Source organism: Pseudomonas protegens (assembly GCF_003732485.1).
Lineage (GTDB): Bacteria > Pseudomonadota > Gammaproteobacteria > Pseudomonadales > Pseudomonadaceae > Aquipseudomonas > Aquipseudomonas protegens_B.
The window spans coordinates 91,076-110,431 of the sequence record NZ_MOAK01000080.1; the positions used below are offsets into that span (position 1 = coordinate 91,076).

General features: G+C 63.4%; 18 protein-coding genes. 11 read left to right on the forward strand and 7 right to left on the reverse strand.

The annotated features are described in order from the left end of the window. The first annotated feature begins 92 nt into the window (after positions 1-92). The gene (locus BLX41_RS21625) at positions 93-1,067 is read left to right on the forward strand and encodes a serine/threonine protein kinase (RefSeq protein WP_123726530.1); all 975 of its coding nucleotides are present in this window, start codon (positions 93-95) and stop codon (positions 1,065-1,067) included. Between the two features lie 250 nt (positions 1,068-1,317). After that, positions 1,318-2,205, forward strand: coding sequence for an EamA family transporter RarD (gene rarD, locus BLX41_RS21635; RefSeq protein ID WP_123726532.1), 888 nt, complete (start codon positions 1,318-1,320; stop codon positions 2,203-2,205). A gap of 225 nt (positions 2,206-2,430) precedes the next feature. Here the strand turns inward: rarD and BLX41_RS21640 are convergent, their stop codons facing one another. Further along, a complete protein-coding gene (locus tag BLX41_RS21640; protein WP_123726533.1) occupies positions 2,431-2,949 on the reverse strand; it encodes a glycine cleavage system transcriptional repressor in 519 nt (172 codons plus the stop codon). A 554-nt stretch (positions 2,950-3,503) separates the two neighbouring features. Between BLX41_RS21640 and BLX41_RS21645 the strand changes: the two genes are divergently transcribed. Next, positions 3,504-5,681 (forward strand): malate synthase G, encoded by a 2,178-nt coding sequence (locus BLX41_RS21645; protein ID WP_123726534.1) that lies wholly within the window; start codon positions 3,504-3,506, stop codon positions 5,679-5,681. 76 nt (positions 5,682-5,757) lie between these two features. On the opposite strand, the gene BLX41_RS21650 is transcribed toward BLX41_RS21645, so the two are convergent. After that, the gene (locus tag BLX41_RS21650) at positions 5,758-6,204 is read right to left on the reverse strand and encodes a response regulator (protein WP_123726535.1); all 447 of its coding nucleotides are present in this window, start codon (positions 6,202-6,204) and stop codon (positions 5,758-5,760) included. 258 nt (positions 6,205-6,462) lie between these two features. Here BLX41_RS21650 and BLX41_RS21655 point away from each other — a divergent pair, with 258 nt between their 5' ends. The 7 genes from BLX41_RS21655 (at position 6,463) to BLX41_RS21685 (ending at position 14,787) form a co-directional block, all read left to right on the forward strand. Beyond that, complete coding sequence (locus tag BLX41_RS21655) at positions 6,463-8,397, forward strand: putative nucleotidyltransferase substrate binding domain-containing protein (protein ID WP_311197570.1); 1,935 nt, start codon at positions 6,463-6,465, stop codon at positions 8,395-8,397. A gap of 10 nt (positions 8,398-8,407) precedes the next feature. Then, on the forward strand, positions 8,408-9,115 hold the full coding sequence (locus BLX41_RS21660) for a 3'-5' exonuclease (RefSeq protein ID WP_123726537.1): 708 nt from the start codon (positions 8,408-8,410) through the stop codon (positions 9,113-9,115). Positions 9,116-9,314: 199 nt separating this feature from the next. Beyond that, entirely contained in the window at positions 9,315-9,833 is a 519-nt protein-coding gene (locus BLX41_RS21665) for an RNA polymerase sigma factor (RefSeq protein ID WP_123726538.1), read from the forward strand. Next, positions 9,830-10,807, forward strand: coding sequence for a FecR domain-containing protein (locus BLX41_RS21670; protein ID WP_123726539.1), 978 nt, complete (start codon positions 9,830-9,832; stop codon positions 10,805-10,807). Before BLX41_RS21665 ends, BLX41_RS21670 begins: the two co-directional genes overlap by 4 nt. Positions 10,808-10,987: 180 nt before the next feature. Then, positions 10,988-13,417 (forward strand): TonB-dependent siderophore receptor, encoded by a 2,430-nt coding sequence (locus BLX41_RS21675; protein ID WP_123726540.1) that lies wholly within the window; start codon positions 10,988-10,990, stop codon positions 13,415-13,417. Between the two features lie 63 nt (positions 13,418-13,480). Continuing rightward, complete coding sequence (locus tag BLX41_RS21680) at positions 13,481-14,602, forward strand: PepSY-associated TM helix domain-containing protein (RefSeq protein ID WP_123726541.1); 1,122 nt, start codon at positions 13,481-13,483, stop codon at positions 14,600-14,602. Further along, positions 14,599-14,787 carry a hypothetical protein gene (locus BLX41_RS21685; RefSeq protein WP_123726542.1) on the forward strand — a complete coding sequence of 63 codons (189 nt, stop codon included), beginning with the start codon at positions 14,599-14,601 and terminating at the stop codon, positions 14,785-14,787. The genes BLX41_RS21680 and BLX41_RS21685 overlap by 4 nt, the downstream gene beginning before the upstream one ends. Here the strand turns inward: BLX41_RS21685 and BLX41_RS21690 are convergent. After that, positions 14,765-15,187 (reverse strand): hypothetical protein, encoded by a 423-nt coding sequence (locus BLX41_RS21690; RefSeq protein WP_123726543.1) that lies wholly within the window; start codon positions 15,185-15,187, stop codon positions 14,765-14,767. The two genes, BLX41_RS21685 and BLX41_RS21690, sit on opposite strands and share 23 nt — an antisense overlap. A gap of 110 nt (positions 15,188-15,297) precedes the next feature. Between BLX41_RS21690 and BLX41_RS21695 the strand changes: the two genes are divergently transcribed. Then, positions 15,298-15,927 (forward strand): glutathione S-transferase, encoded by a 630-nt coding sequence (locus BLX41_RS21695; protein WP_123726544.1) that lies wholly within the window; start codon positions 15,298-15,300, stop codon positions 15,925-15,927. Here BLX41_RS21695 and BLX41_RS33815 read toward each other — a convergent pair. From BLX41_RS33815 to BLX41_RS33820, 4 genes are all read right to left on the reverse strand, one after another. Further along, entirely contained in the window at positions 15,924-16,094 is a 171-nt protein-coding gene (locus BLX41_RS33815) for a hypothetical protein (protein WP_185073754.1), read from the reverse strand. The two genes, BLX41_RS21695 and BLX41_RS33815, sit on opposite strands and share 4 nt — an antisense overlap. Beyond that, positions 16,087-17,463: a cell envelope integrity protein CreD gene (creD, locus tag BLX41_RS21700; RefSeq protein WP_123726545.1), complete on the reverse strand. Its 1,377-nt coding sequence runs from the start codon at positions 17,461-17,463 to the stop codon at positions 16,087-16,089. The genes BLX41_RS33815 and creD overlap by 8 nt, the downstream gene beginning before the upstream one ends. A 149-nt stretch (positions 17,464-17,612) precedes the next feature. Next, positions 17,613-19,031 (reverse strand): two-component system sensor histidine kinase CreC, encoded by a 1,419-nt coding sequence (creC, locus tag BLX41_RS21705; protein ID WP_123726546.1) that lies wholly within the window; start codon positions 19,029-19,031, stop codon positions 17,613-17,615. Then, on the reverse strand, positions 19,031-19,356 hold a 326-nt coding region (locus BLX41_RS33820; RefSeq protein ID WP_221179221.1), incomplete at its 5' end, for a winged helix-turn-helix domain-containing protein. The genes BLX41_RS33820 and creC, both read right to left, overlap by 1 nt.

Here is a 19,356-nt window from a genome sequence, read left to right on the forward strand (position 1 = left end):
GCCGAACCACCGGCAAACCCTCCCCCGCTGGCTCCCCGTCTGCGTTACCATGCTTGGCCGGACGCGGCAGCCTGCTGCGCGCAGGAGTAAGCATGTCGCACCCGTTTGAAACACTGACCCCCGATCTGGTCCTGGACGCCGTTGAAAGCATCGGCTTTCTCAGCGACGCCCGCGTGCTGGCGCTCAACAGCTACGAAAATCGCGTCTATCAAGTCGGCATCGACGAAGGCGAACCGCTGATCGCCAAGTTCTACCGCCCCCAGCGCTGGACCAACGAAGCGATCCTGGAAGAACACCGCTTCACCTTCGAACTCGCCGAGTGCGATGTCCCGGTGGTCGCACCGATCGTCCACGACGGCGCCAGCCTGTTCGAGCACGCGGGCTTTCGCTTCGCCCTGTTTCCCCGGCGTGGCGGACGCGCGCCTGAACCGGGCAACCTGGATCAGCTCTATCGCCTCGGGCAATTGCTCGGTCGCCTGCACGCCGTGGGCGCCACCCGCTCCTTCGAGCACCGCGAAGCCCTGGGCGTGAAGAACTTCGGTCATGACTCACTGGCAACCCTGCTGCAAGGCAACTTCATTCCCAAAAGCCTGTTGCCGGCCTACGAGTCCGTAGCCCGGGACCTGCTCAAGCGGGTGGAAGAGGTCTACCAGGTCACCCCGCACCAGAACATCCGCATGCACGGCGACTGCCACCCCGGCAACATGATGTGCCGCGACGAGATGTTCCATATCGTCGACCTGGATGACTGCCGCATGGGTCCGGCGGTGCAGGATCTGTGGATGATGCTGGCCGGCGACCGCCAGGAGTGCCTCAGCCAGCTCTCCGAGCTGATGGACGGCTACAGCGAGTTCCATGATTTCGACCCACGGGAACTGGCCCTGATCGAACCGCTGCGAGCCCTGCGCCTGATGCACTACAGCGCCTGGCTGGCACGACGCTGGGACGATCCGGCCTTTCCCCACAGCTTCCCCTGGTTCGGCAGCGAACGTTACTGGGGTGACCAGATACTGGCCCTGCGCGAACAGCTGGCGGCCCTCAACGAAGAACCTCTCAAGCTGTTCTGACCCTGCCTGTAGGAGCTGGCTTGCCAGCGAAGCGGCCCATGAGATCGCCTTCGCCGGCAAGCCGGCTCCTACAAGAATCCGCCTTGATACAACGTCAACTGTAGGAGCTGGCTTGCCAGCGAAGAGGCCCGTAAGGTCGCATTGCCCACAAGCCCTTCCCCACAGCAACGGGCGGCGCAAAAGTCAGGACAGGTCTAGACAATTGTCCTTACAATCCCGTCTTTGTTAGCTGCCTAAGCAAGGATTCTGCATGCAAGCCGCCAACCCGCGCCGCGGGTACATCCTGGGTCTGACCGCGTACATCATCTGGGGTCTGTTCCCGCTCTATTTCAAAGCCATCGCCAGCGTTCCTGCCGTGGAAATCATCGTCCACCGGGTGCTCTGGTCGGCGCTGTTCGGCGCCCTGCTGCTGATGGTGTGGAAACACCCCGGCTGGTGGCGCGAACTGCGGGACAACCCCAAGCGCCTGGCGATCCTGGCCCTGAGCGGCACCCTGATCGCCGCCAACTGGCTGACCTACGTCTGGTCGGTGAACAACGGGCGCATGCTCGAAGCCAGCCTCGGCTACTACATCAACCCGCTGGTCAACGTGCTGCTGGGCATGCTGATTCTTGGCGAACGCCTGCGGCGCATGCAATGGCTGGCGGTGATCCTGGCGGCGGTGGGCGTGGCCCAGCAAGTGTGGCAAGTCGGCAGCCTGCCCTGGGTCTCGCTGATGCTGGCACTGAGCTTCGGCTTCTATGGTCTGATCCGCAAGCAGGCGCCGGTCAAGGCCCTGCCCGGCCTGGTGGTGGAAACCTGGATGCTGGTGCCCATTGCCCTGGGCTGGCTACTGCTGCATCCCGACGCCAGCAGTGCCCATGCTGAATTCTGGAGCAGTTCCCAGGCCTGGTGGCTGGTAGCCGCCGGCCCGGTCACGCTGATCCCGCTGGTATGCTTCAACGCCGCCGCCCGGGACTTGCCCTACACCACCCTGGGCTTCCTCCAGTACCTGGCGCCAACCCTGGTGCTACTGCAAGCGGTGCTGTTGTTTGGCGAACATCTGTCTTCCAGCACCTTGCTGGCGTTCATGTTCATCTGGGCCGGCCTGGCGGTGTACAGCGTCGATGCCTGGCTCAGCCTTCGCGGCCGTCGCTGATCAATAAACGTACAAAGCCCTGCAGGCCACGCCATTCGTGACCTACAGCGGTTCTTCCCAAGGTTATCCACAACCTGATCCCCGCCGTTTGTGCACAAGCCATTGAAACTGCTGATTTTTTGATCAGAACGCGCAACGCCGCGGCGGGACTGGGCTGGCGACGGGTCTCTACAGGTTATCCACAGGCGCATGCACGGATTACTGGGATAACCTGCGGGGCCGGTTTCAGACCTCGCTGCGCAGCACCAACTCCACCATCAGATCGTCGGCCAGGGTTTCCAGGCGCGACTGCAACACATCCAGGGACAAGGTCAGGGGCACCGCCAGAATCGCCTCGGCATGAAACAACGGCTCGCTGCTCATGGGCGCCGGGCGCACCTCGGTCACCAGCCGTTCGAGGTTGACCCCCTGCTCCGTCAGCAAGCGCGTGATATCCCGGACGATTCCCGGGCGATCATTGCCCACCAGCTCCATGGCGATGGGTTTCCAGGTGCAGGACTGCTCGATGCCACTTTCGGCGATCAATACCCGGATGCCCTGGGCCGAAAGCCCCTGCAGGGCATCCACCAGCTCATCGTAGGCCTCGGCCGGAACCCCGACCCGCAAGATGCCGGCGAACTGCCCCGCCATGCGCGACAGACGGCTTTCCAGCCAGTTGCCCCCGTGCTCGGCGATGCACTGGGCAATCCGCTCGACCTGTCCGGCCTTGTCCGGGGCAAATACCGTGAGAACGAGATGGTCCATGGCGCAGCCCTCTTTTCATGATGAAAGAGCAATTATAGGCAGCCTCACTCCCCGCGCCTTCTAGCCCACATCGCAGCAGCTTGTGTAGGAGCTGGCTTGCCAGCGAAAGCGCCCGCAAGGCCGACGCAAACCCCGAAGGCCCTTTCGCCGGCAAGCCGGCTCCTACGAGGGTGCGTAGAGCAAAACATAAATCGTGTACAACTTTTTGTATTTATATGGAACAATCCACCGGCTTTTTGAGAACATCGCGTTCCCCAGCGTGACCGCACTGCATTCTTGAGTCGCGGAACGACGTATTTAGTCTAATTTTCACAACCGCAATTCATCATGTAGTATGCCGCAGCGCGCACTACATAACGTTGGAACGATGTCTGCCAAGGCCTGATCGCAACCCTCGCAACCGCCCGTCAGCAAGGCTCTGCCGTTGATTGGAAGCACCCAGCCGCCAGCAATGGCATGTACTGGTGAACAGGGTTGTGCTTTAAATGGCCGCCGGCTTCATTGTTAATTTGAAGAGCTGAAAAGCGAAATAGCTGAGCAGAGTGAGGCAAGCAATGACTGAACACGTTCAAGTCGGTGGCCTGCAGGTCGCCAGAGTCCTGTTCGACTTCGTGAACAACGAAGCCATTCCCGGTACCGGCCTCACCGCCGACGCATTCTGGGCCGGTGCCGACAAGGTCATCCATGACCTGGCGCCGAAGAACAAAGCCCTACTCGCCAAACGCGATGATTTCCAGGCCCGGATCGATGCCTGGCACCAGTCCCGTGCCGGCCAGGCACACGACGCCGTGGCCTACAAAGCCTTCCTGCAAGACATCGGCTACCTGCTGCCCGAAGCGGCGGATTTCCAGGCCACCACCCAGAACGTCGATGAAGAAATCGCCCACATGGCCGGCCCGCAGCTGGTAGTACCGGTGATGAACGCGCGCTTCGCCCTCAACGCTTCCAACGCCCGCTGGGGTTCGCTGTACGACGCCCTGTACGGCACTGACGCCATCAGCGAAGCCGATGGCGCGGAGAAAGGCAAAGGCTACAACAAGGTTCGCGGCGACAAGGTCATCGCCTTTGCCCGCGCCTTCCTCGATGAGTCCGCGCCGCTGACCGCCGGCTCCCACGTGGACTCCGTGAGCTACAAGATCGTCGGCGGCAAGCTGGTGGTGGCCCTCAAGGGCGGCAGCAACAGCGGCCTGCGCAACGATACCCAACTGATTGGCTACCAGGGCGATGCCGCAGCCCCTACCGCGATCCTGCTCAAGCACAACGGTCTGCACTTCGAGATCCAGATCGACGCCAGCAGCCCGGTCGGCCAGACCGACGCCGCCGGGGTCAAGGACCTGCTGATGGAAGCGGCCCTGACCACCATCATGGACTGCGAAGACTCGGTCGCCGCCGTCGACGCCGATGACAAGGTGGTGATCTACCGCAACTGGCTCGGCCTGATGAAGGGCGACCTGGCGGAAGAAGTGGCCAAGGGCGGCAAGTCCTTCACCCGCACCATGAACGCCGATCGCGAATACACCGGCGTCAACGGTGAGCCGGTGAAGCTGCACGGTCGTTCGCTGCTGTTCGTGCGTAACGTCGGCCACCTGATGACCATCGATGCGATCCTCGACAAGGATGGCAACGAAGTGCCGGAAGGCATCCTCGACGGCCTGGTCACCAGCCTGGCGGCGATCCACAACCTCAATGGCAACACATCGCGCAAGAACAGCCGCACCGGCTCGGTATACATCGTCAAGCCGAAGATGCACGGCCCTGAAGAAGCGGCGTTCACCAATGAACTGTTCGGCCGCATCGAAGAGGTGCTGAACCTGCCGCGCAATACCCTGAAAGTCGGGATCATGGACGAGGAGCGCCGCACCACGGTCAACCTCAAGGCCTGCATCAAGGCGGCCAGCGAGCGCGTGGTGTTCATCAACACCGGCTTCCTCGACCGCACCGGCGACGAGATCCACACCTCCATGGAAGCCGGCGCCATGGTGCGCAAGGCCGACATGAAGGCCGAAAAATGGATCGGCGCCTACGAGAACTGGAACGTCGATATCGGTCTGTCCACCGGCCTGCAAGGCCGCGCGCAGATCGGCAAGGGCATGTGGGCCATGCCGGACCTGATGGCTGCCATGCTCGAGCAGAAGATCGCCCACCCGCTCGCCGGCGCCAACACCGCCTGGGTCCCTTCGCCAACCGCCGCTGCCCTGCACGTGCTGCACTACCACAAGGTCGACGTGTTCGCCCGCCAGGCCGAACTGGCCAAGCGCACCCGCGCTTCGGTGGACGACATCCTGACCATCCCACTGGCCAGCGACACCAACTGGTCGGCGGAGCAGATCAAGAACGAACTGGACAACAACGCCCAGGGCATTCTCGGTTACGTGGTGCGCTGGATCGACCAGGGCGTGGGTTGCTCGAAAGTGCCGGACATCAACGATGTCGGCCTGATGGAAGACCGCGCCACCCTGCGCATCTCCAGCCAGCACATCGCCAACTGGCTGCGTCACGGCGTGGTCACCCAGGCGCAGGTACTGGAAAGCCTCAAGCGCATGGCCCCAGTGGTTGACCGGCAGAACGCCGGCGACGCGCTGTACCGTCCTCTGGCTCCGGACTTCGACAGCAACATCGCCTTCCAGGCCGCCCTGGAGCTGGTGATCGAAGGCACCAAGCAGCCTAACGGCTACACCGAGCCGGTACTGCACCGTCGTCGTCGCGAGTTCAAGGCCAAGAACGGCCTGTAACACCTCGCAGCAACGCCAACGAAAAAGCCCCGGTCCTGTGACCGGGGCTTTTTTTGTGCCGCATGCCGAGGGACGGCTACAACACCACGCCCAGTTCGTGTTTGACCAGGGCCAGCAACTTGCCAGTGTCGATGGGCTTGAGCAGGAAGTCCACAACGCTCAAGTGCATGGCAGCAATGGCGTCGCGCACATCGGCGTCACCGGAAATGATGATGATCGGCAGCGCCGCCCGCTCCGATTCCCGCACCTGGCGGATCAGGTCAAGACCGCTGCAGGGAGCCATGCGCAGGTCAGTGATCAGCAGACCGATGGATTTGTTCGATTCAAGTAATTCGAGGGCGGCCTTGCCGCTGGCAGCCGTGATGCAACGGATACCATCCAGGCCAAGAATTTCCGCGAGCAGTTCCCGTGCATCCTTGTCGTCATCGGCGATCAACACCCGCTGGGCCGGCAGATCCGGCTCCAGCATGACCGCACTCAGCGCCTCGCGCTCGGCGTCACTCAAAATATCGTGGTCGGGCATACATTTCTCTACATGAACAGATCAATCCCCTAGCACAGTGGTCAGACATCGCTAAGCAGGCCTCCAATGTGCACTTCGTCGGAAAAATTGCCAAGAGCCTTGATCAGAGCTTTTTCGCATCGATTACACACCGCTCAAAGCCAAATGTCCGGGCTGCGGCCGCTACCTAGACTTACGTCCAATGGGCACCTCGCGCTGGGAGTCCGACCATTGCCGTGATCCGACCACAACAAATCCAAAAAGACTGCGGTAATCGTTATGAGTAAAGCGGACGCCTTCATCCAGGCAGGGAAGACCGCGGTGTTGCAGAACATCCAGGGGACCGTGCAGTTCCTGCAGCGGTTCCCGCCCTTCAACCAGATGGAAAACCTCCACCTGGCCTATCTGGTGGAACAATGCCAGTTGCGCTTCTACGGCCCCGGCGACAGCATCATCAAGCCTGCCGACGGCCCGGTTGAGCACTTCTACATCGTCAAGCAGGGCCGCGTGGTGGGCGAGCGCACCCATGCCGCCAAGGGCAGCACCGAAACCACCTTCGAGATCACCACCGGCGAATGCTTCCCCCTGGCCGCGTTGCTGGGCGAACGCGCCACCCGCACCGAACACCGGGCCGCCGAAGACACCTTCTGCCTGCAACTGAACAAGAGCGCTTTCATCAAGCTCTTCGCCTTGTCCGCCGAGTTCCGCGACTTCGCCCTGCGCGGGGTCAGCAGCCTGCTGGATCAGGTCAATCAGCAGGTCAAGCAAAAGGCCGTGGAAACCCTCGGCACCCAATACTCGCTGAACACCCGCCTGGGCGATCTGGCCATGCGTCACCCGGTCGCCTGCTCCCCCCAGATGCCCCTGCGTGAGGCCGTGGCACTGATGCACGAGCAACAGGTCGGCAGCATCGTGGTCGTGGACGAGCACAAGGCGCCCCTGGGGATCTTCACCCTGAGGGACCTGCGTCAGGTAGTCGCCGACTGCACCCAGGACCTCAACCAGCCCATCGAACAGCACATGACCCAGGCCCCCTTCTTCCTCAGCCCGGACCACAGTGCCTTCGACGCCGCCATCGCCATGACCGAGCGCCATATCGCCCACGTCTGCCTGGTGAAAGACCAGCGCCTGTGCGGCGTTGTCTCCGAGCGCGACCTGTTTTCCCTGCAACGGGTCGATCTGGTGCACCTGGCGCGCACCATCCGCAATGCTCCCAGGGTGGAACACCTGGTGGCGCTGCGAGGCGAGATCTGCCAGTTGGTGGAGCGCATGCTGGCCCATGGTGCGTCGTCGACCCAGATCACCCACATCATCACCCTGCTCAACGATCACACCGTATGCCGGGTGATCGAGTTGACCCTGGCGGACAAGGGCGACCCGGGCGTGCCCTTCAGCTGGTTGTGTTTCGGCAGCGAAGGCCGGCGCGAACAGACCCTGCACACCGACCAGGATAACGGCATCCTGTTCGAGGCCCGGGACGCGGCCCACGCCGCGGAAATTCGCGGCAAGCTGCTGCCCATTGCCCAACAGATCAACCAGAGCCTGGCCCTGTGCGGCTTCACCCTGTGCAAGGGCAACATCATGGCCGGCAATCCCGAGCTGTGCCTGTCACGTGCCGAATGGGCCCGACGCTTTGCCGCCTTCATCCGCGAGGCAACGCCGGAAAACCTGCTGGGTTCGAGCATCTATTTCGACCTGCGGGTGGTCTGGGGCGATGAACAAGGCGCCGAGCAACTGCGCCGGGCCATCCTCGACCAAGTCGGCGACAACCGCCTGTTCCAGCGCATGCTGGCGGAAAACGCCCTGCGCCAGCGGCCACCGGTGGGACGCTTCCGCGAATTCGTCCTGGCCAGGAAGAACGGTGAAAAAGCCACCCTCGACCTCAAGGTCCAGGGCCTCACCCCCTTCGTCGATGGCGCCCGGCTGCTGGCCCTGGCCAACGGCATAGGGGCAATCAATACCCTGGAGCGCTTGCGTCAACTGGTGTCCAGGCAAGTCATCGAGCCCCTGGACGGCGCAGCGTACGAAGAGGCCTATCACTTCATCCAGCAGACCCGCATGCAACAGCATCAACGCCAGACCCGGGAGAACCAGCCCTATTCCAATCGGGTCGACCCGGACAGCCTCAATCACCTGGACCGACGCATCCTGCGTGAGTCCCTGCGCCAGGCCCAGCGCCTGCAAAGCAGTCTGGCCCTGCGGTATCAGTTATGAGCTATCAGCTATGAGCCTGTTTGCCTGGTTCCGCCCAGCCGTCAGCGTCCTGACTGCCGAACAGCAACAACGCCGCGACCGCCTGCCCGCGTTCACCGAGCTGGGCGAGTGCAGCCTGCGGGAGCAACGCTGGGTGGTGGTGGACCTGGAAACCACCGGCCTCAACCTCAACCGCGATCAGGTGCTGTCCATCGGCGCCGTGGTGATCGAGGACGGCGCCATCGACTTCAGCCAGCAGTTCGAGCGCACCCTGCAGCGCGAAGGCCACAAGCTCAGCCCCAGCGTGCTGATCCATGGCCTGGGGCCCAGCGCCATCGCCGCCGGCTGCGATCCGGTGGAGGCCCTGCTGGACTTCATGGAGTTCGTCGGCGACAGCCCGCTCCTGGCGTTTCACGCCCCCTTCGACCAGCACATGCTCGGTCGGGCACTGAAGGACAGCCTGGGCTACCGCCTGCAGCATGGCTTCCTCGATGTGGCGGACATGGCCCCCATGCTCTGCCCCCAGGCCGCTGTCCGTGAGGCCGGCCTGGATGACTGGATCAACGGGTTCAAGCTGCAAGTGGCCGAGCGTCACCACGCAGCGGCCGACGCCCTGGCCACGGCAGAGTTGGCGCTGATCCTGTTCAGCCGCGCCCGCCAGCAACAGATTCACAGCCCGCTGAACCTGCAACAGCGCCTCGGCCAATGGAAACGCCGCCAGCAGGCACATTCTTTCTGATCCACCACGACGGTGCAGATCACTGTGGCGAGGGAGCTTGCTCCCTCGCCACAACGGCGCCCTCTTGCGACGCAGGTCTTCGGCACCGGCCATCTTCAGCACCAACGAAGCCGACCAGCGTCAATTGCGCCACTGTTTCGCCTCTGCGACAATCGCGAATAATTCTCGTTATTTTAAACTTCTCGATTGGTGAGCCCCATTGTCGTCAGTCCAAAGCCCCCACAATGAGCTGGTTGGTGCGTTGTATCGCGACCATCGCAGTTGGCTATTGGCCTGGCTGCGGCGCAACGTTGCCTGCGCCCAACGGGCCGAGGACCTGAGCCAGGACACCTTCGTGCGCCTGCTGGGCCGCGACGAACTCAAGGCTCCACGGGAACCCAGGGCCTTTCTGGTGGCCATCGCCAAGGGCCTGCTGTTCGACTACTTCCGCCGCGCCGCCCTGGAACAGGCCTACCTCAGCGAACTGATGCTGATTCCCGAGGGCGAGCAGCCCTCGCCGGAGCAACAGCAGATGATCCTCGAAGACCTCAAGGCCATCGACCGCCTGTTGGGCAAACTCTCCAGCAAGGCGCGCATGGCCTTCCTCTATAACCGCCTCGACGGCCTGAGCCACGCCGAGATCGCCGAACGCCTCGGGGTCTCGGTGCCACGGGTACGCCAATACCTGGCCCAGGGCATCCGCCAGTGCTACATCGCCCTGTACGGAGAGCCGGTATGACTCCCATGAGTTCCAAGCCGGTGTCGGCCCAGGTGCTGGATGCCGCCATCGCCTGGCAGCTGTCCCTGGACGGCGGCGGCAGTGCGCTGGAACGCGAAGAGTTCGCCAAGTGGCATGCCGCCCATGAAGAACACGCCCGGGCCTGGCGCCAGTTGGGCATGCTCGACCAGCGCTTCAGCGTAGCGGCCGGCCCGGCCCGCAATGTCTTGCTGCAATCTCGCGAAGGCTTGCGCCGGCGGGTGCGCAAGCTTGGACGCGGGGTCGCCAGCGTGGTGCTGGTGGCAGGGCTGGCGCTGTTTGCCACCGAACGCTACCTGCCTGTGGACTACTGGCTGGCCGACCAGCGCACCGCCACCGGCGAGCAACGCACCCTGCGCCTGACGGACGGCACGGTGATCAACCTCAATACCCACAGTGCGCTGGATGTGCGCTTCGATGAGAAGCAGCGTCGGATCGTGCTTCAGGAAGGCGAGATCCTGATCGAGACCGGGCACAACGACAGTCGGCCGTTCATCGTCGAAACCCGCGACGGCCGAATGCGCGCCCTGGGCACACGGTTCCTGGTCAAGCGTGAAGACCAGGGCACCCGCCTCGGGGTGCTGCAATCGGCGGTGGCGGCACGGCCGGAAGCCGGCCAGGACGAGCAGGTGTTCAAGGAAGGCCAGCAAGTGCTGATGCGCCATGACGGCCTAGGCCCGCTGCAGGCCCTGAACCTGGGCGCCGATGCCTGGACCCGGGGCATGCTGGTGGTGGACAACGCCCGGCTCGGTGACCTGATCGATGAACTGGGCCGTTATCGCCGTGGTCACCTGGGTGTGGCCCCGGAAGTGGCCAACCTGCGGATCACCGGCAGTTTCCCGTTGCAGGACACCGACCTGGCACTCAATGCCCTGCTGCCGACCCTGCCCGTGAAGATCGAGCGGCACACCGCCTGGTGGGTGACGGTGGTGGCCAAGGCCGACGCCAAACGCTGAGATCGGTGGCGCGGCCTTCGCCAGCAAGCTGGCTCCTACACCGATCCCGTAGGAGCTGGCTTGCCAGCGAATTACCCTCAATCAATCTAAATCTAAATTATTTTCAATCCGCCCTATCACTTTTCCAATCTCGTCCGGCACCTAGGCAATTGCGAAACATTTCCATTCAGGAGCCGCCGTATGTCCCGCCCGCTAGACACCCTGTTGCGCCCCAGTCTCTTGGCCGTTGCCATTGCCCTCTGCGCCCCCTTGGCCAGCCCGGCGCTGATGGCTGCCGACCAGTCCACCAGCGTGCGCGCCTACAACCTGCCGGCCGCACCGCTGGCCAGCACCCTGAACCAGATCGCCAGCCAGGCCGGCCTGGCCCTGAGCCTGAATCCGTCCCTGGCGGCGGGCAAGACTTCGGCCCCGGTCAAGGGCCAGTTCGATGCACCGGGCGCCCTGCGTGAAGCCCTGCGCGGCACCGGCCTGCAGCTGGAGCACAGCAGCGCCGGCAGCTACAGCCTGGTGGCGACGCCTGAAGGCGTGGTGGCCTTGCCGCAAACCAATATCACTGGCCAGCTGGCTGGCGAGAGTGCCTGGGGCCCGGTCGACGGTTACCTCGCCACACGTACCGCCGCCGGCACCAAGACCGACACCTCGCTGGTTGAAGCTCCGCGCTCGATTTCCGTCGCTACCCGCCAGCAGATGGAAGACCGCAACGTCCAGAACCTCGACGATGCCGTGCGTTACATGCCCGGGATTGTTTCTGCCAGCTACGGCAGCGACACCCGCTATGACTGGATGCGTGTACGTGGTTTCGAACCCACACAATTCCTCGACGGCTTGCCCCTGCCCCGCGGTGTGTATGCCAACCCGAAAGCGGAAACCTGGAACCTCGACCGCCTTGCCCTGCTGCGCGGCCCTGCGTCCTCGGTGTATGGCCAGACACCGCCGGGCGGTCTGCTGGATATGGTCAGCCGGCGCCCCAGCGCAGACACCAGCCATGCCGTGCAGATTCAGTACGGCAGTGACAACTACCGCCAGATCAACTTCGCCAGCACCGGCAAGATCGACGATGAAGGCCAGTTTCTCTATGGGCTCAGCGGTGTCGTGCGCGATGCCGGCACCCAGGTCGACCACATCGACAACAAGCGCTACAACATAGCCCCCAGTCTGACTTGGAACATCGATACCGATACCAAGCTGACCCTGCTCACGCAGTTCACCCGCGACGATACCGGTGCCACCAGCCAGTTCATGCCGATCCAGGGCACCAAGATCAAGTCGCCACTGGGCGACGTCTCCCATCACAAGAACCTGGGTGACCCGGACTACGAGTTCTACGATCGGACCTACTACGCGCTGGGCTACGCCTTCGAGCACCGCTTCAACGATGTCTGGCAGTTCCGTCAGAACCTGCGCTACACCAAATCGGAGCTGTCCTTCCAACAGTTGACCGTGGGTTCCTATGCCTACTCCCCGGCTGATGCGGCGGGCAACATCAGCCGTACCTCGACCAACGTCAACGAAGACATCGGCCAGTTCGCGGTCGACAACAACTTCCAAGCGGACTTCACCACAGGCGACATTACCCACACCGTGCTGCTTGGCCTGGATCACCAACGTACCGACACCTCCTACCTGTCGATCTACGGTAACGGGGGAACGACCAATATCTTCAACCCGGTCTATGGCCAGCCGATTGTTCGTCCGTCGCGCGCTGACGCTTATTACGACTACGACCAGAAGACCATTCAGACCGGCCTCTACGTCCAGGACCAGATGGCCCTGGACAACTGGCGCCTGACCCTGGGTGGCCGTGAGGACTGGGTGCACCAAGGCACCACCTACCTCAACAAGAAAGACGTGACCAACACTGATCGCAGCAAGAACTTCAGTGGCAATGCGGCGCTGAGCTATGTGTTCGACTCGGGTGTTGTGCCGTACATCTCCTACGCCGAATCGTTCCAGCCAGCGAGCAACGCCAGCGTTTCACCGACCGAATCGTATAAACCCACGGAAGGCAAACAATGGGAGCTGGGGGTCAAATATCAGCCACCAGGTTCGAACACTCTGCTGAGTGCGGCGGTCTACGACCTGACACAGAAAAATGTCCTGGTGACCAGCATTGGCGCCGGTGGCGAATCGATCACCAACCAGACCGGCGAAGTGAAGGTCAAAGGCCTGGAACTGGAGGCGGTGTCTGACGTAACCGAAAACCTCAAGGTCATCGCCGCGTATACCCTGGCCAAGTCTGAGGTGCAAAAAGGCATCTACAAAGGCAACCGCTTGCAACTGATGCCAAACCAGCAAGCCTCCCTGTGGACTGACTACACCTGGCATTCCGGCGTACTCGATGGTTTCGGCATCGGTGCGGGCGCCCGCTACACCGGCAATACCTATGGCGACCAAGCCAACACCTGGCTGGGCAAGGCCGACGCCTACACGGTGTTCGATGCCGCCGTGCATTACGACCTCGGCCGCCTGGACAACAGCCTCAAAGGAGCGTCGCTGAAACTCAACGCCACGAACCTGTTCGACAAGGATTACCTTTCCACTTGCGATGGTTCCTACTGCTATTTCGGCGATCAGCGTAGCGTGGTCGCCAGCGCCACCTATCAATGGTAACCAGCTGAGTTAACAACCAGGCCGTCCGACAAGGGCGGCCTTGGTGTGTCTGAAGGCTAAGAAATGAAAAGCAAGACAATCCGCCGCTGGTCCTTTATCCACACCTGGACCAGCCTGATCTGCACGGTGTTCCTGCTGATGCTGGCGCTCACCGGCCTGCCGCTGATCTTCCACCACGAGATCGACCACCTGCTGGGGGATTCCCCCGAGCTGCGGGAGATGCCCGCCGACACCCCGCGCCTGGACCTGCAACAGCTGGTCAAGGCCGCCGAGGCCCACCGTCCGGGGGAGGTCATGCAGTACTTCGGCTGGGACGAAGACGAGCCCAACGGTGTGATGGCGATCATGGCCAAGACCGCCGGCACCGAGCCCAATTCCTCCCACACCTTCATGCTCGACGCCCGCACCGGCGAAGCCGTGGCCATGCCTTCGGCCAATGGCGGGCTGATGATGGTCATGCTGCGCCTGCACGTGGACCTGTTCGCCGGGCTGCCGGGCAAGCTGCTGCTGGCCTTCATGGGCATCCTCTTCGTGCTGGCGATCATCTCCGGCACCGTGCTCTACCTGCCGTTCATGCGTCGCTTGAAATTCGCCACCGTGCGCCAGGACAAATCCACCCGCCTGCGCTGGCTCGACCTGCACAACCTGATCGGCGTGGTGACCCTGACCTGGGCCCTGGTGGTGGGGGTGACCGGGGTCATCAGCGCCTGCGCCGACCTGATCATCGCTGCCTGGCGCAACGACAGCCTCAACGCCATGGTCGCCCCCTACCGCGACGCCCCGCCCCTGACCTCACTGGCACCCGCCAGCCGCCTGCTGGACATCGCCCGGGATGCCGCTCCAGGCATGCAGCCGGACTTCATCGCCTTCCCCGGTACGCGCTTCTCCAGCGAACATCACTACGCGGTGTTCCTCAAGGGCAGCAGCCACCTGACTTCGCACCTGCTGACCCCGGTGCTGATCGACGCCGGCACCCTGCAGGTCACCGCCGTGGGCACGCGCCCCTGGTACATGGATGCCATGGGCATGTCCCAGCCGCTGCACTTCGGTGACTACGGCGGCATGCCGATGAAGGTGCTGTGGGCGACCATGGATGGGTTGACCATCATTGTCCTGGGCAGTGGCCTGTACCTGTGGACTGTCCGTCGGCGTGCTGCGAAGTCGGTTGCGCAGGTGCGCCCATGAAGCCTCGGCAATCGAACTTCTGGAAAGTCTTCAGGGTGCCGCTGGCCCTGGCCCTGCTCAGCGCCGGTGGCCTGTTCGCCGCGCTGCTGGGGGATGGGATCTGGGACAGCCTGAGCTGGCTCGGCCTCGGCCTGCCGGCGCTGATCGCCCTGCGGGGCTTGTTCAGGCGCGGGCGAGCGGCTTGACGGCAGCCGAGGGGAAACCGCGCCACAGATACACCGACAGCCCCAGGCTGATCAGCAACACCGGAATGAACACGCGGTTTTCCAGCAGCGCCTCAGCCGCGACCAGCACGCAAAACAGCGCCAGTCCCAGCAGTGGCACATAGCTCGCCGCCAGGCTCCAGCGCCAGGGCCGGGTCACCGGCTCAGGGCCACGCAGGCCCAGCAGCCCACACCCCAGGGCCGGCAGGGCCAACGCCGGCAGCGCCCAGTACCAGGCCATGTAGGCGAACGCCATGATCAGCTCGGGCTCACCCTCGCCATGGCGACGAAACTCGTATTGCAGGGCCAGGTACACCGCCAGCCCACCCAACAGGGTCAGGGCCAGACTGTACAGCCCGTGCAAAAGATAGGACCTGCGCATTCATCACTCCTTGTCTGTCCCTTATGCCGCCCCTGTGGCCAGTGCCACAGGCTGCGCTAAGATCCTCGGGCCGCGAGCCTGTGCTCCGCTCCCAACCGCGAGGAATATTCATGTCTACCCCAAGCATGACGCTGTTCCACAACCGGGCATCACCTTACGTACGCAAAATCATGGTGCTGCTGCACGAAACCGGGCAGCTCGACCGTGTGGCCCTGCAAGCCTGCCAACTGACCCCGGTAAACCCGGACAGCGCGCTGAACCAGGACAACCCCCTGGGCAAGATTCCTGCCCTGCGCCTGGCCAACGGCCAGGTGCTCTACGACAGTCGGGTGATCCTCGAGTACCTGGACCAGCAACACGTCGGCAACCCACTGATTCCCCGAGAGGGCTCGGCCCGCTGGCGGCGCCTGACCCTGGCGGCCCTGGCCGACGGGATCCTGGAGGCCGCCGTGCTGGTGCGTTACGAGCTGACCCTGCGACCACCGGAACACCACTGGGAGCCGTGGCTCGAAGGCCAGCGCGACAAGATCCGGCGGGCCCTGACAGTGCTTGAGGCCGAGGCGCTGGCCGAGCTGACCAGCCACTTCGACGTGGCCGCCATCAGCGTCGCCTGTGCCTTGGCTTACCTGGACTTCCGCCATCCGGACCTGGAGTGGCGCCAGCAACAGCCCGGGCTCGCAGCCTGGTACTTCGAGGTCAGTCAGCGGCCGTCGATGCTCGATACCCGGCCGCCGCACTAGTCGGTCAGGCGGTCGGGCCTTTTCGCCGGCAAGCCGGCTCCTACAGCACGGGGCGTGGCTTGCTGGCGCACCAGCCACCACGCCTCCAGCGGAAACGACTCGCCAATGCGCAGCGTCAGGCTTTCCCGCAGACGCTGATCCTCGCGCAATCCCAGCGACCTACTCACGCACCACCTCCAGATCGAACTGCAAGGGTGCCGGCTCCTTGCGCAAGCCAATGCCATACCAGTCCAGCTTGCGAGTCAGCACCATGAACACGCCCAACAGACCAAACAGCAGCAGCGAACCCATCAGCAGCGCGTAGTCCTCAGCGCTGAGCAAGCCATAGAGCAAGCCATACAAGGCCGCCAGCCCCGCCGCAAAGGCCGCGCCATTGCGCCAGCTGTGCAACACATAACTGACATAGAAACCGATCAGGCCGACACAGGCCGCCGCCGACAGGCCATACGCCAGTTCGAAGCCCAAGTGCTCGGACAGCGACAGCAGCAACAGGTAGAAGAACGCCAGGGCCACGCCCACCAGGCCGTATTGGATCGGGTGGACCGACAGGCTCTTGAGCACCTCGAAGAGGAAGAACCCGGCAAAGGTCAGGCCGATGAACAGCAGCGCATATTTGATCGCCCGATCGCTTTTCAGGTACTGGTCCACCGGGTCGATGAAGCTCACGCCAAAACTGCGGCCGTTGAAGTCGCGACACTCACTGGTGATCGCGCAACGATCCAGGGCCTGCTGCAGGTTGGTGGAGAAGAACGAGGTCTGCCAGAGCGCCGAAAAGCCCTGCTCGGTAACTTCCCGCTGCACCGGCAGGTAGTTGCCGACAAAGCTTGGGTGAGGCCAGTTGGCCGTCAGCAGCACCTTGCTGGTCTTGCCCACCGGTAGCACCTGCAACTGCCCGGTGCCCTGCAGGCGCAGGTCGAAGGCGAAGTCCAGGCGGGTGCCTTTCTTCAAGTCCAGGGGCGGCAGCATCACGTGCACGCCTTCATCCAGCCAACTGACGAAGGTGCCCGGGGCGAAGTCCAGGGTCTGGCCATTGAGCTGCAGTTGCAGGGCGTTTTCGATACCGCGGATGTCACTGATGCCCACCGCCAGGAATGGCTGGTCGAACTGGTAGTCGGCGAAGTTTTCCTTGATGCCGTACTGCTCGGGAACCACAAAGTGGCCACTGATGTGGTTGTCGGCATGGAACAGCCGCGCTTCATAGATGCCCCGGGCCCGCAGCTCGGTCTGGGCCTTGCCGTCCAGCTCGAAATGCTCCGGCAGGAAGAACAGCCGCCCCTGCTCCTCGCTGGTTTCCTGGTAGCGTTTCTTGGTTTTTTCGTCGGTCTTCCAGGTGCGCACGGTCTGGCGGTAATCCACCACCATCACCGGGCCGCTGATCTGCTGCTGGGTGCTGGAGCTGCGGGCGATATCGTCGAGCACGCCGTCGCGCAGGGACTGCCGCTCGCCGATCAGGCCACTGATCATCAACAGCGGGATCAGCAACAGCAGGATCAGCAGGCCGATGGCCCCGAGTTTAAAGGTCAAGTTACGGTTCATGAGTCTCTCCCGGTTCGAATGGGGGAGAGTCTGGGACGCGGCCATGGGAGTTTTATGGGGGCAATGTGGAGACTCTGTGGAGAATCCCCAAGGCCTGTGTGGCGAGGGCGCTTGCTCCCTCGCCACATCCCCCCTTCAAATCCGCTTGATCAGGGCAGGCGCACGCTCACCTGTACCCCGCCTGGGACGTTTGCAATGTGCATCTGGCCGCCATGCAGTTGCACCACTTCCTCGACGAAATTCAGCCCCAGGCCCGTGCTCTTGCGCCCGCTGTCCGGGCGCGGAAGGGAATAGAAACGCTCGCACAGGCGCGGCAGGGCGTAGTCCGGAATCGGTTCGCCCTGGTTGAACAGGACCAGCTCCACACCCTCTTCCACACGTTGCGCGCTACAACGCAGCAGGCCGCCCACGGGACTGAAGTCCAGGGCATTGGTCAGCAGATTGCCCAGGGCCTGGCGCAGCAGGAACGGCTCGCCGGACCAGGCCAGGTCCGCCGGCACCGCCAATTCCACCTGCAACTGCTTGCCTTCGATACGCCCGTGCTGGCTGTCGAGCAGTTCCTTGCACAAGGGCGCCAGGGGCACGCTGATCCGTTCTTCCAGGCCCTGACGCTGTTCCACTTGCGCCAGGTTCAACAGGCGCTCGATCAGCTGCTGCATGCGTGCGCTTTCGCTGTCGATATTGCCGACGAAGCGCTGGCGCTGCTCCAGGGACATCTCGCTTTGCAGCAGCTCCGCCGCGCCGCGAATCGCCGCCAGGGGGCTCTTGAGCTCGTGGGTCAGGGTGTGCACGTAGCGCTCCACATAGGCCTTGCCTTCGAGCTGGGTGCGCATGTGTTCCACCGCCGTCGCCAGTTGCTCCAGCTCGCCGCCGCGATAGTGCGGCAGCTCGGCACGACGGCCTTCGCTGACCGCCAGGGCGTAGGCGGTCATGCGTCGCAGCGCTGCGCTCAGCCACCAGGACAGCAAGGCACCAAACAGCAGGCCCATGGCGATCAGCCCGGCGCCGTACCACAGTAGGCGGCGTTCGGTGCGATCGACATAGGGCTGCAGGGAACTGTTGGGCTTGGCCACGGTGACCACGCCGATGATCTGGCCGTTGTCACGGATCGGCGCGCCCACGTGCATCACCGAAGAGTTGGGATCGTCGGCCAGCGAGCGCGACGAACGCGCGCCGTACTGGCCACGCAAGGTCAGGTACACGTCATTCCAGCGCGAATAATCCTGGCCCACCGCCAGGCCGCTGGAGTCCAGGACCACGATGCCCTTGGCGTCGGTGACATAGATGCGGTGGTTGACCTGATTCTTCGGCAGGCCCCAGATGGTCGCCGCCGGTTGCCGCTCGCCATAGGCCCGCAGCAGCTGCGGCCAGCGGTTTTCGCTGAGGGTGCCGGCCTTGAAATCGTCCCGCAGGATCTCCGCCAGCAGGTTGGCGGTGTCCACCAGGGTTTCCTCGGTGGACTGGCGCACGCCGGGGCGGATCTCCTTCATCACCGTGCTCAGCACGAAATAGCCGGTCAGGCTGATGAACAGCAGGTAGACCAGGAAGATGCGGATACCCAGAGTCATCAGGCGTGACTCGGGCTGTAGCTGTAGCCCAGGCCGCGATGGGTCTGGATCGGTTCGGCCGCGGCCGCCACCAGGCGCAGCTTGGCCCGCAGGCTTTTGATATGGCTGTCTATGTTGCGCTCATAGCCCACATCCGCCACTACCCCCAGGGCATCCAGCAGTTGCTCGCGGCTGAACACCCGCTCGGGCTGCTCCAGCAGGCATTGCAACAGGCGGAATTCGTGCCGGGTCAGGCTCAGGGGCTGGGCCCGATAACTGATCTGCACCCGCTCCGCGTCGACAACAAACAAGGCCGTCGCCGGTTCGGGGACGGCTCCCCGGGGCA

Excerpts from the sequence above, each read along its gene's own strand:
- BLX41_RS21625 (WP_123726530.1), top strand. The coding sequence starts at position 93 with ATGTCGCACCCGTTTGAAACACTGACCCCCGATCTGGTCCTGGACGCC.
- rarD (WP_123726532.1), top strand. The coding sequence starts at position 1,318 with ATGCAAGCCGCCAACCCGCGCCGCGGGTACATCCTGGGTCTGACCGCG.
- BLX41_RS21640 (WP_123726533.1), bottom strand. The coding sequence starts at position 2,949 with ATGGACCATCTCGTTCTCACGGTATTTGCCCCGGACAAGGCCGGACAG.
- BLX41_RS21645 (WP_123726534.1), top strand. The coding sequence starts at position 3,504 with ATGACTGAACACGTTCAAGTCGGTGGCCTGCAGGTCGCCAGAGTCCTG.
- BLX41_RS21650 (WP_123726535.1), bottom strand. The coding sequence starts at position 6,204 with ATGCCCGACCACGATATTTTGAGTGACGCCGAGCGCGAGGCGCTGAGT.
- BLX41_RS21655 (WP_311197570.1), top strand. The coding sequence starts at position 6,463 with ATGAGTAAAGCGGACGCCTTCATCCAGGCAGGGAAGACCGCGGTGTTG.
- BLX41_RS21660 (WP_123726537.1), top strand. The coding sequence starts at position 8,408 with ATGAGCCTGTTTGCCTGGTTCCGCCCAGCCGTCAGCGTCCTGACTGCC.
- BLX41_RS21670 (WP_123726539.1), top strand. The coding sequence starts at position 9,830 with ATGACTCCCATGAGTTCCAAGCCGGTGTCGGCCCAGGTGCTGGATGCC.
- BLX41_RS21675 (WP_123726540.1), top strand. The coding sequence starts at position 10,988 with ATGTCCCGCCCGCTAGACACCCTGTTGCGCCCCAGTCTCTTGGCCGTT.
- BLX41_RS21680 (WP_123726541.1), top strand. The coding sequence starts at position 13,481 with ATGAAAAGCAAGACAATCCGCCGCTGGTCCTTTATCCACACCTGGACC.
- BLX41_RS21685 (WP_123726542.1), top strand. The coding sequence starts at position 14,599 with ATGAAGCCTCGGCAATCGAACTTCTGGAAAGTCTTCAGGGTGCCGCTG.
- BLX41_RS21690 (WP_123726543.1), bottom strand. The coding sequence starts at position 15,187 with ATGCGCAGGTCCTATCTTTTGCACGGGCTGTACAGTCTGGCCCTGACC.
- BLX41_RS21695 (WP_123726544.1), top strand. The coding sequence starts at position 15,298 with ATGTCTACCCCAAGCATGACGCTGTTCCACAACCGGGCATCACCTTAC.
- creD (WP_123726545.1), bottom strand. The coding sequence starts at position 17,463 with ATGAACCGTAACTTGACCTTTAAACTCGGGGCCATCGGCCTGCTGATC.
- creC (WP_123726546.1), bottom strand. The coding sequence starts at position 19,031 with ATGACTCTGGGTATCCGCATCTTCCTGGTCTACCTGCTGTTCATCAGC.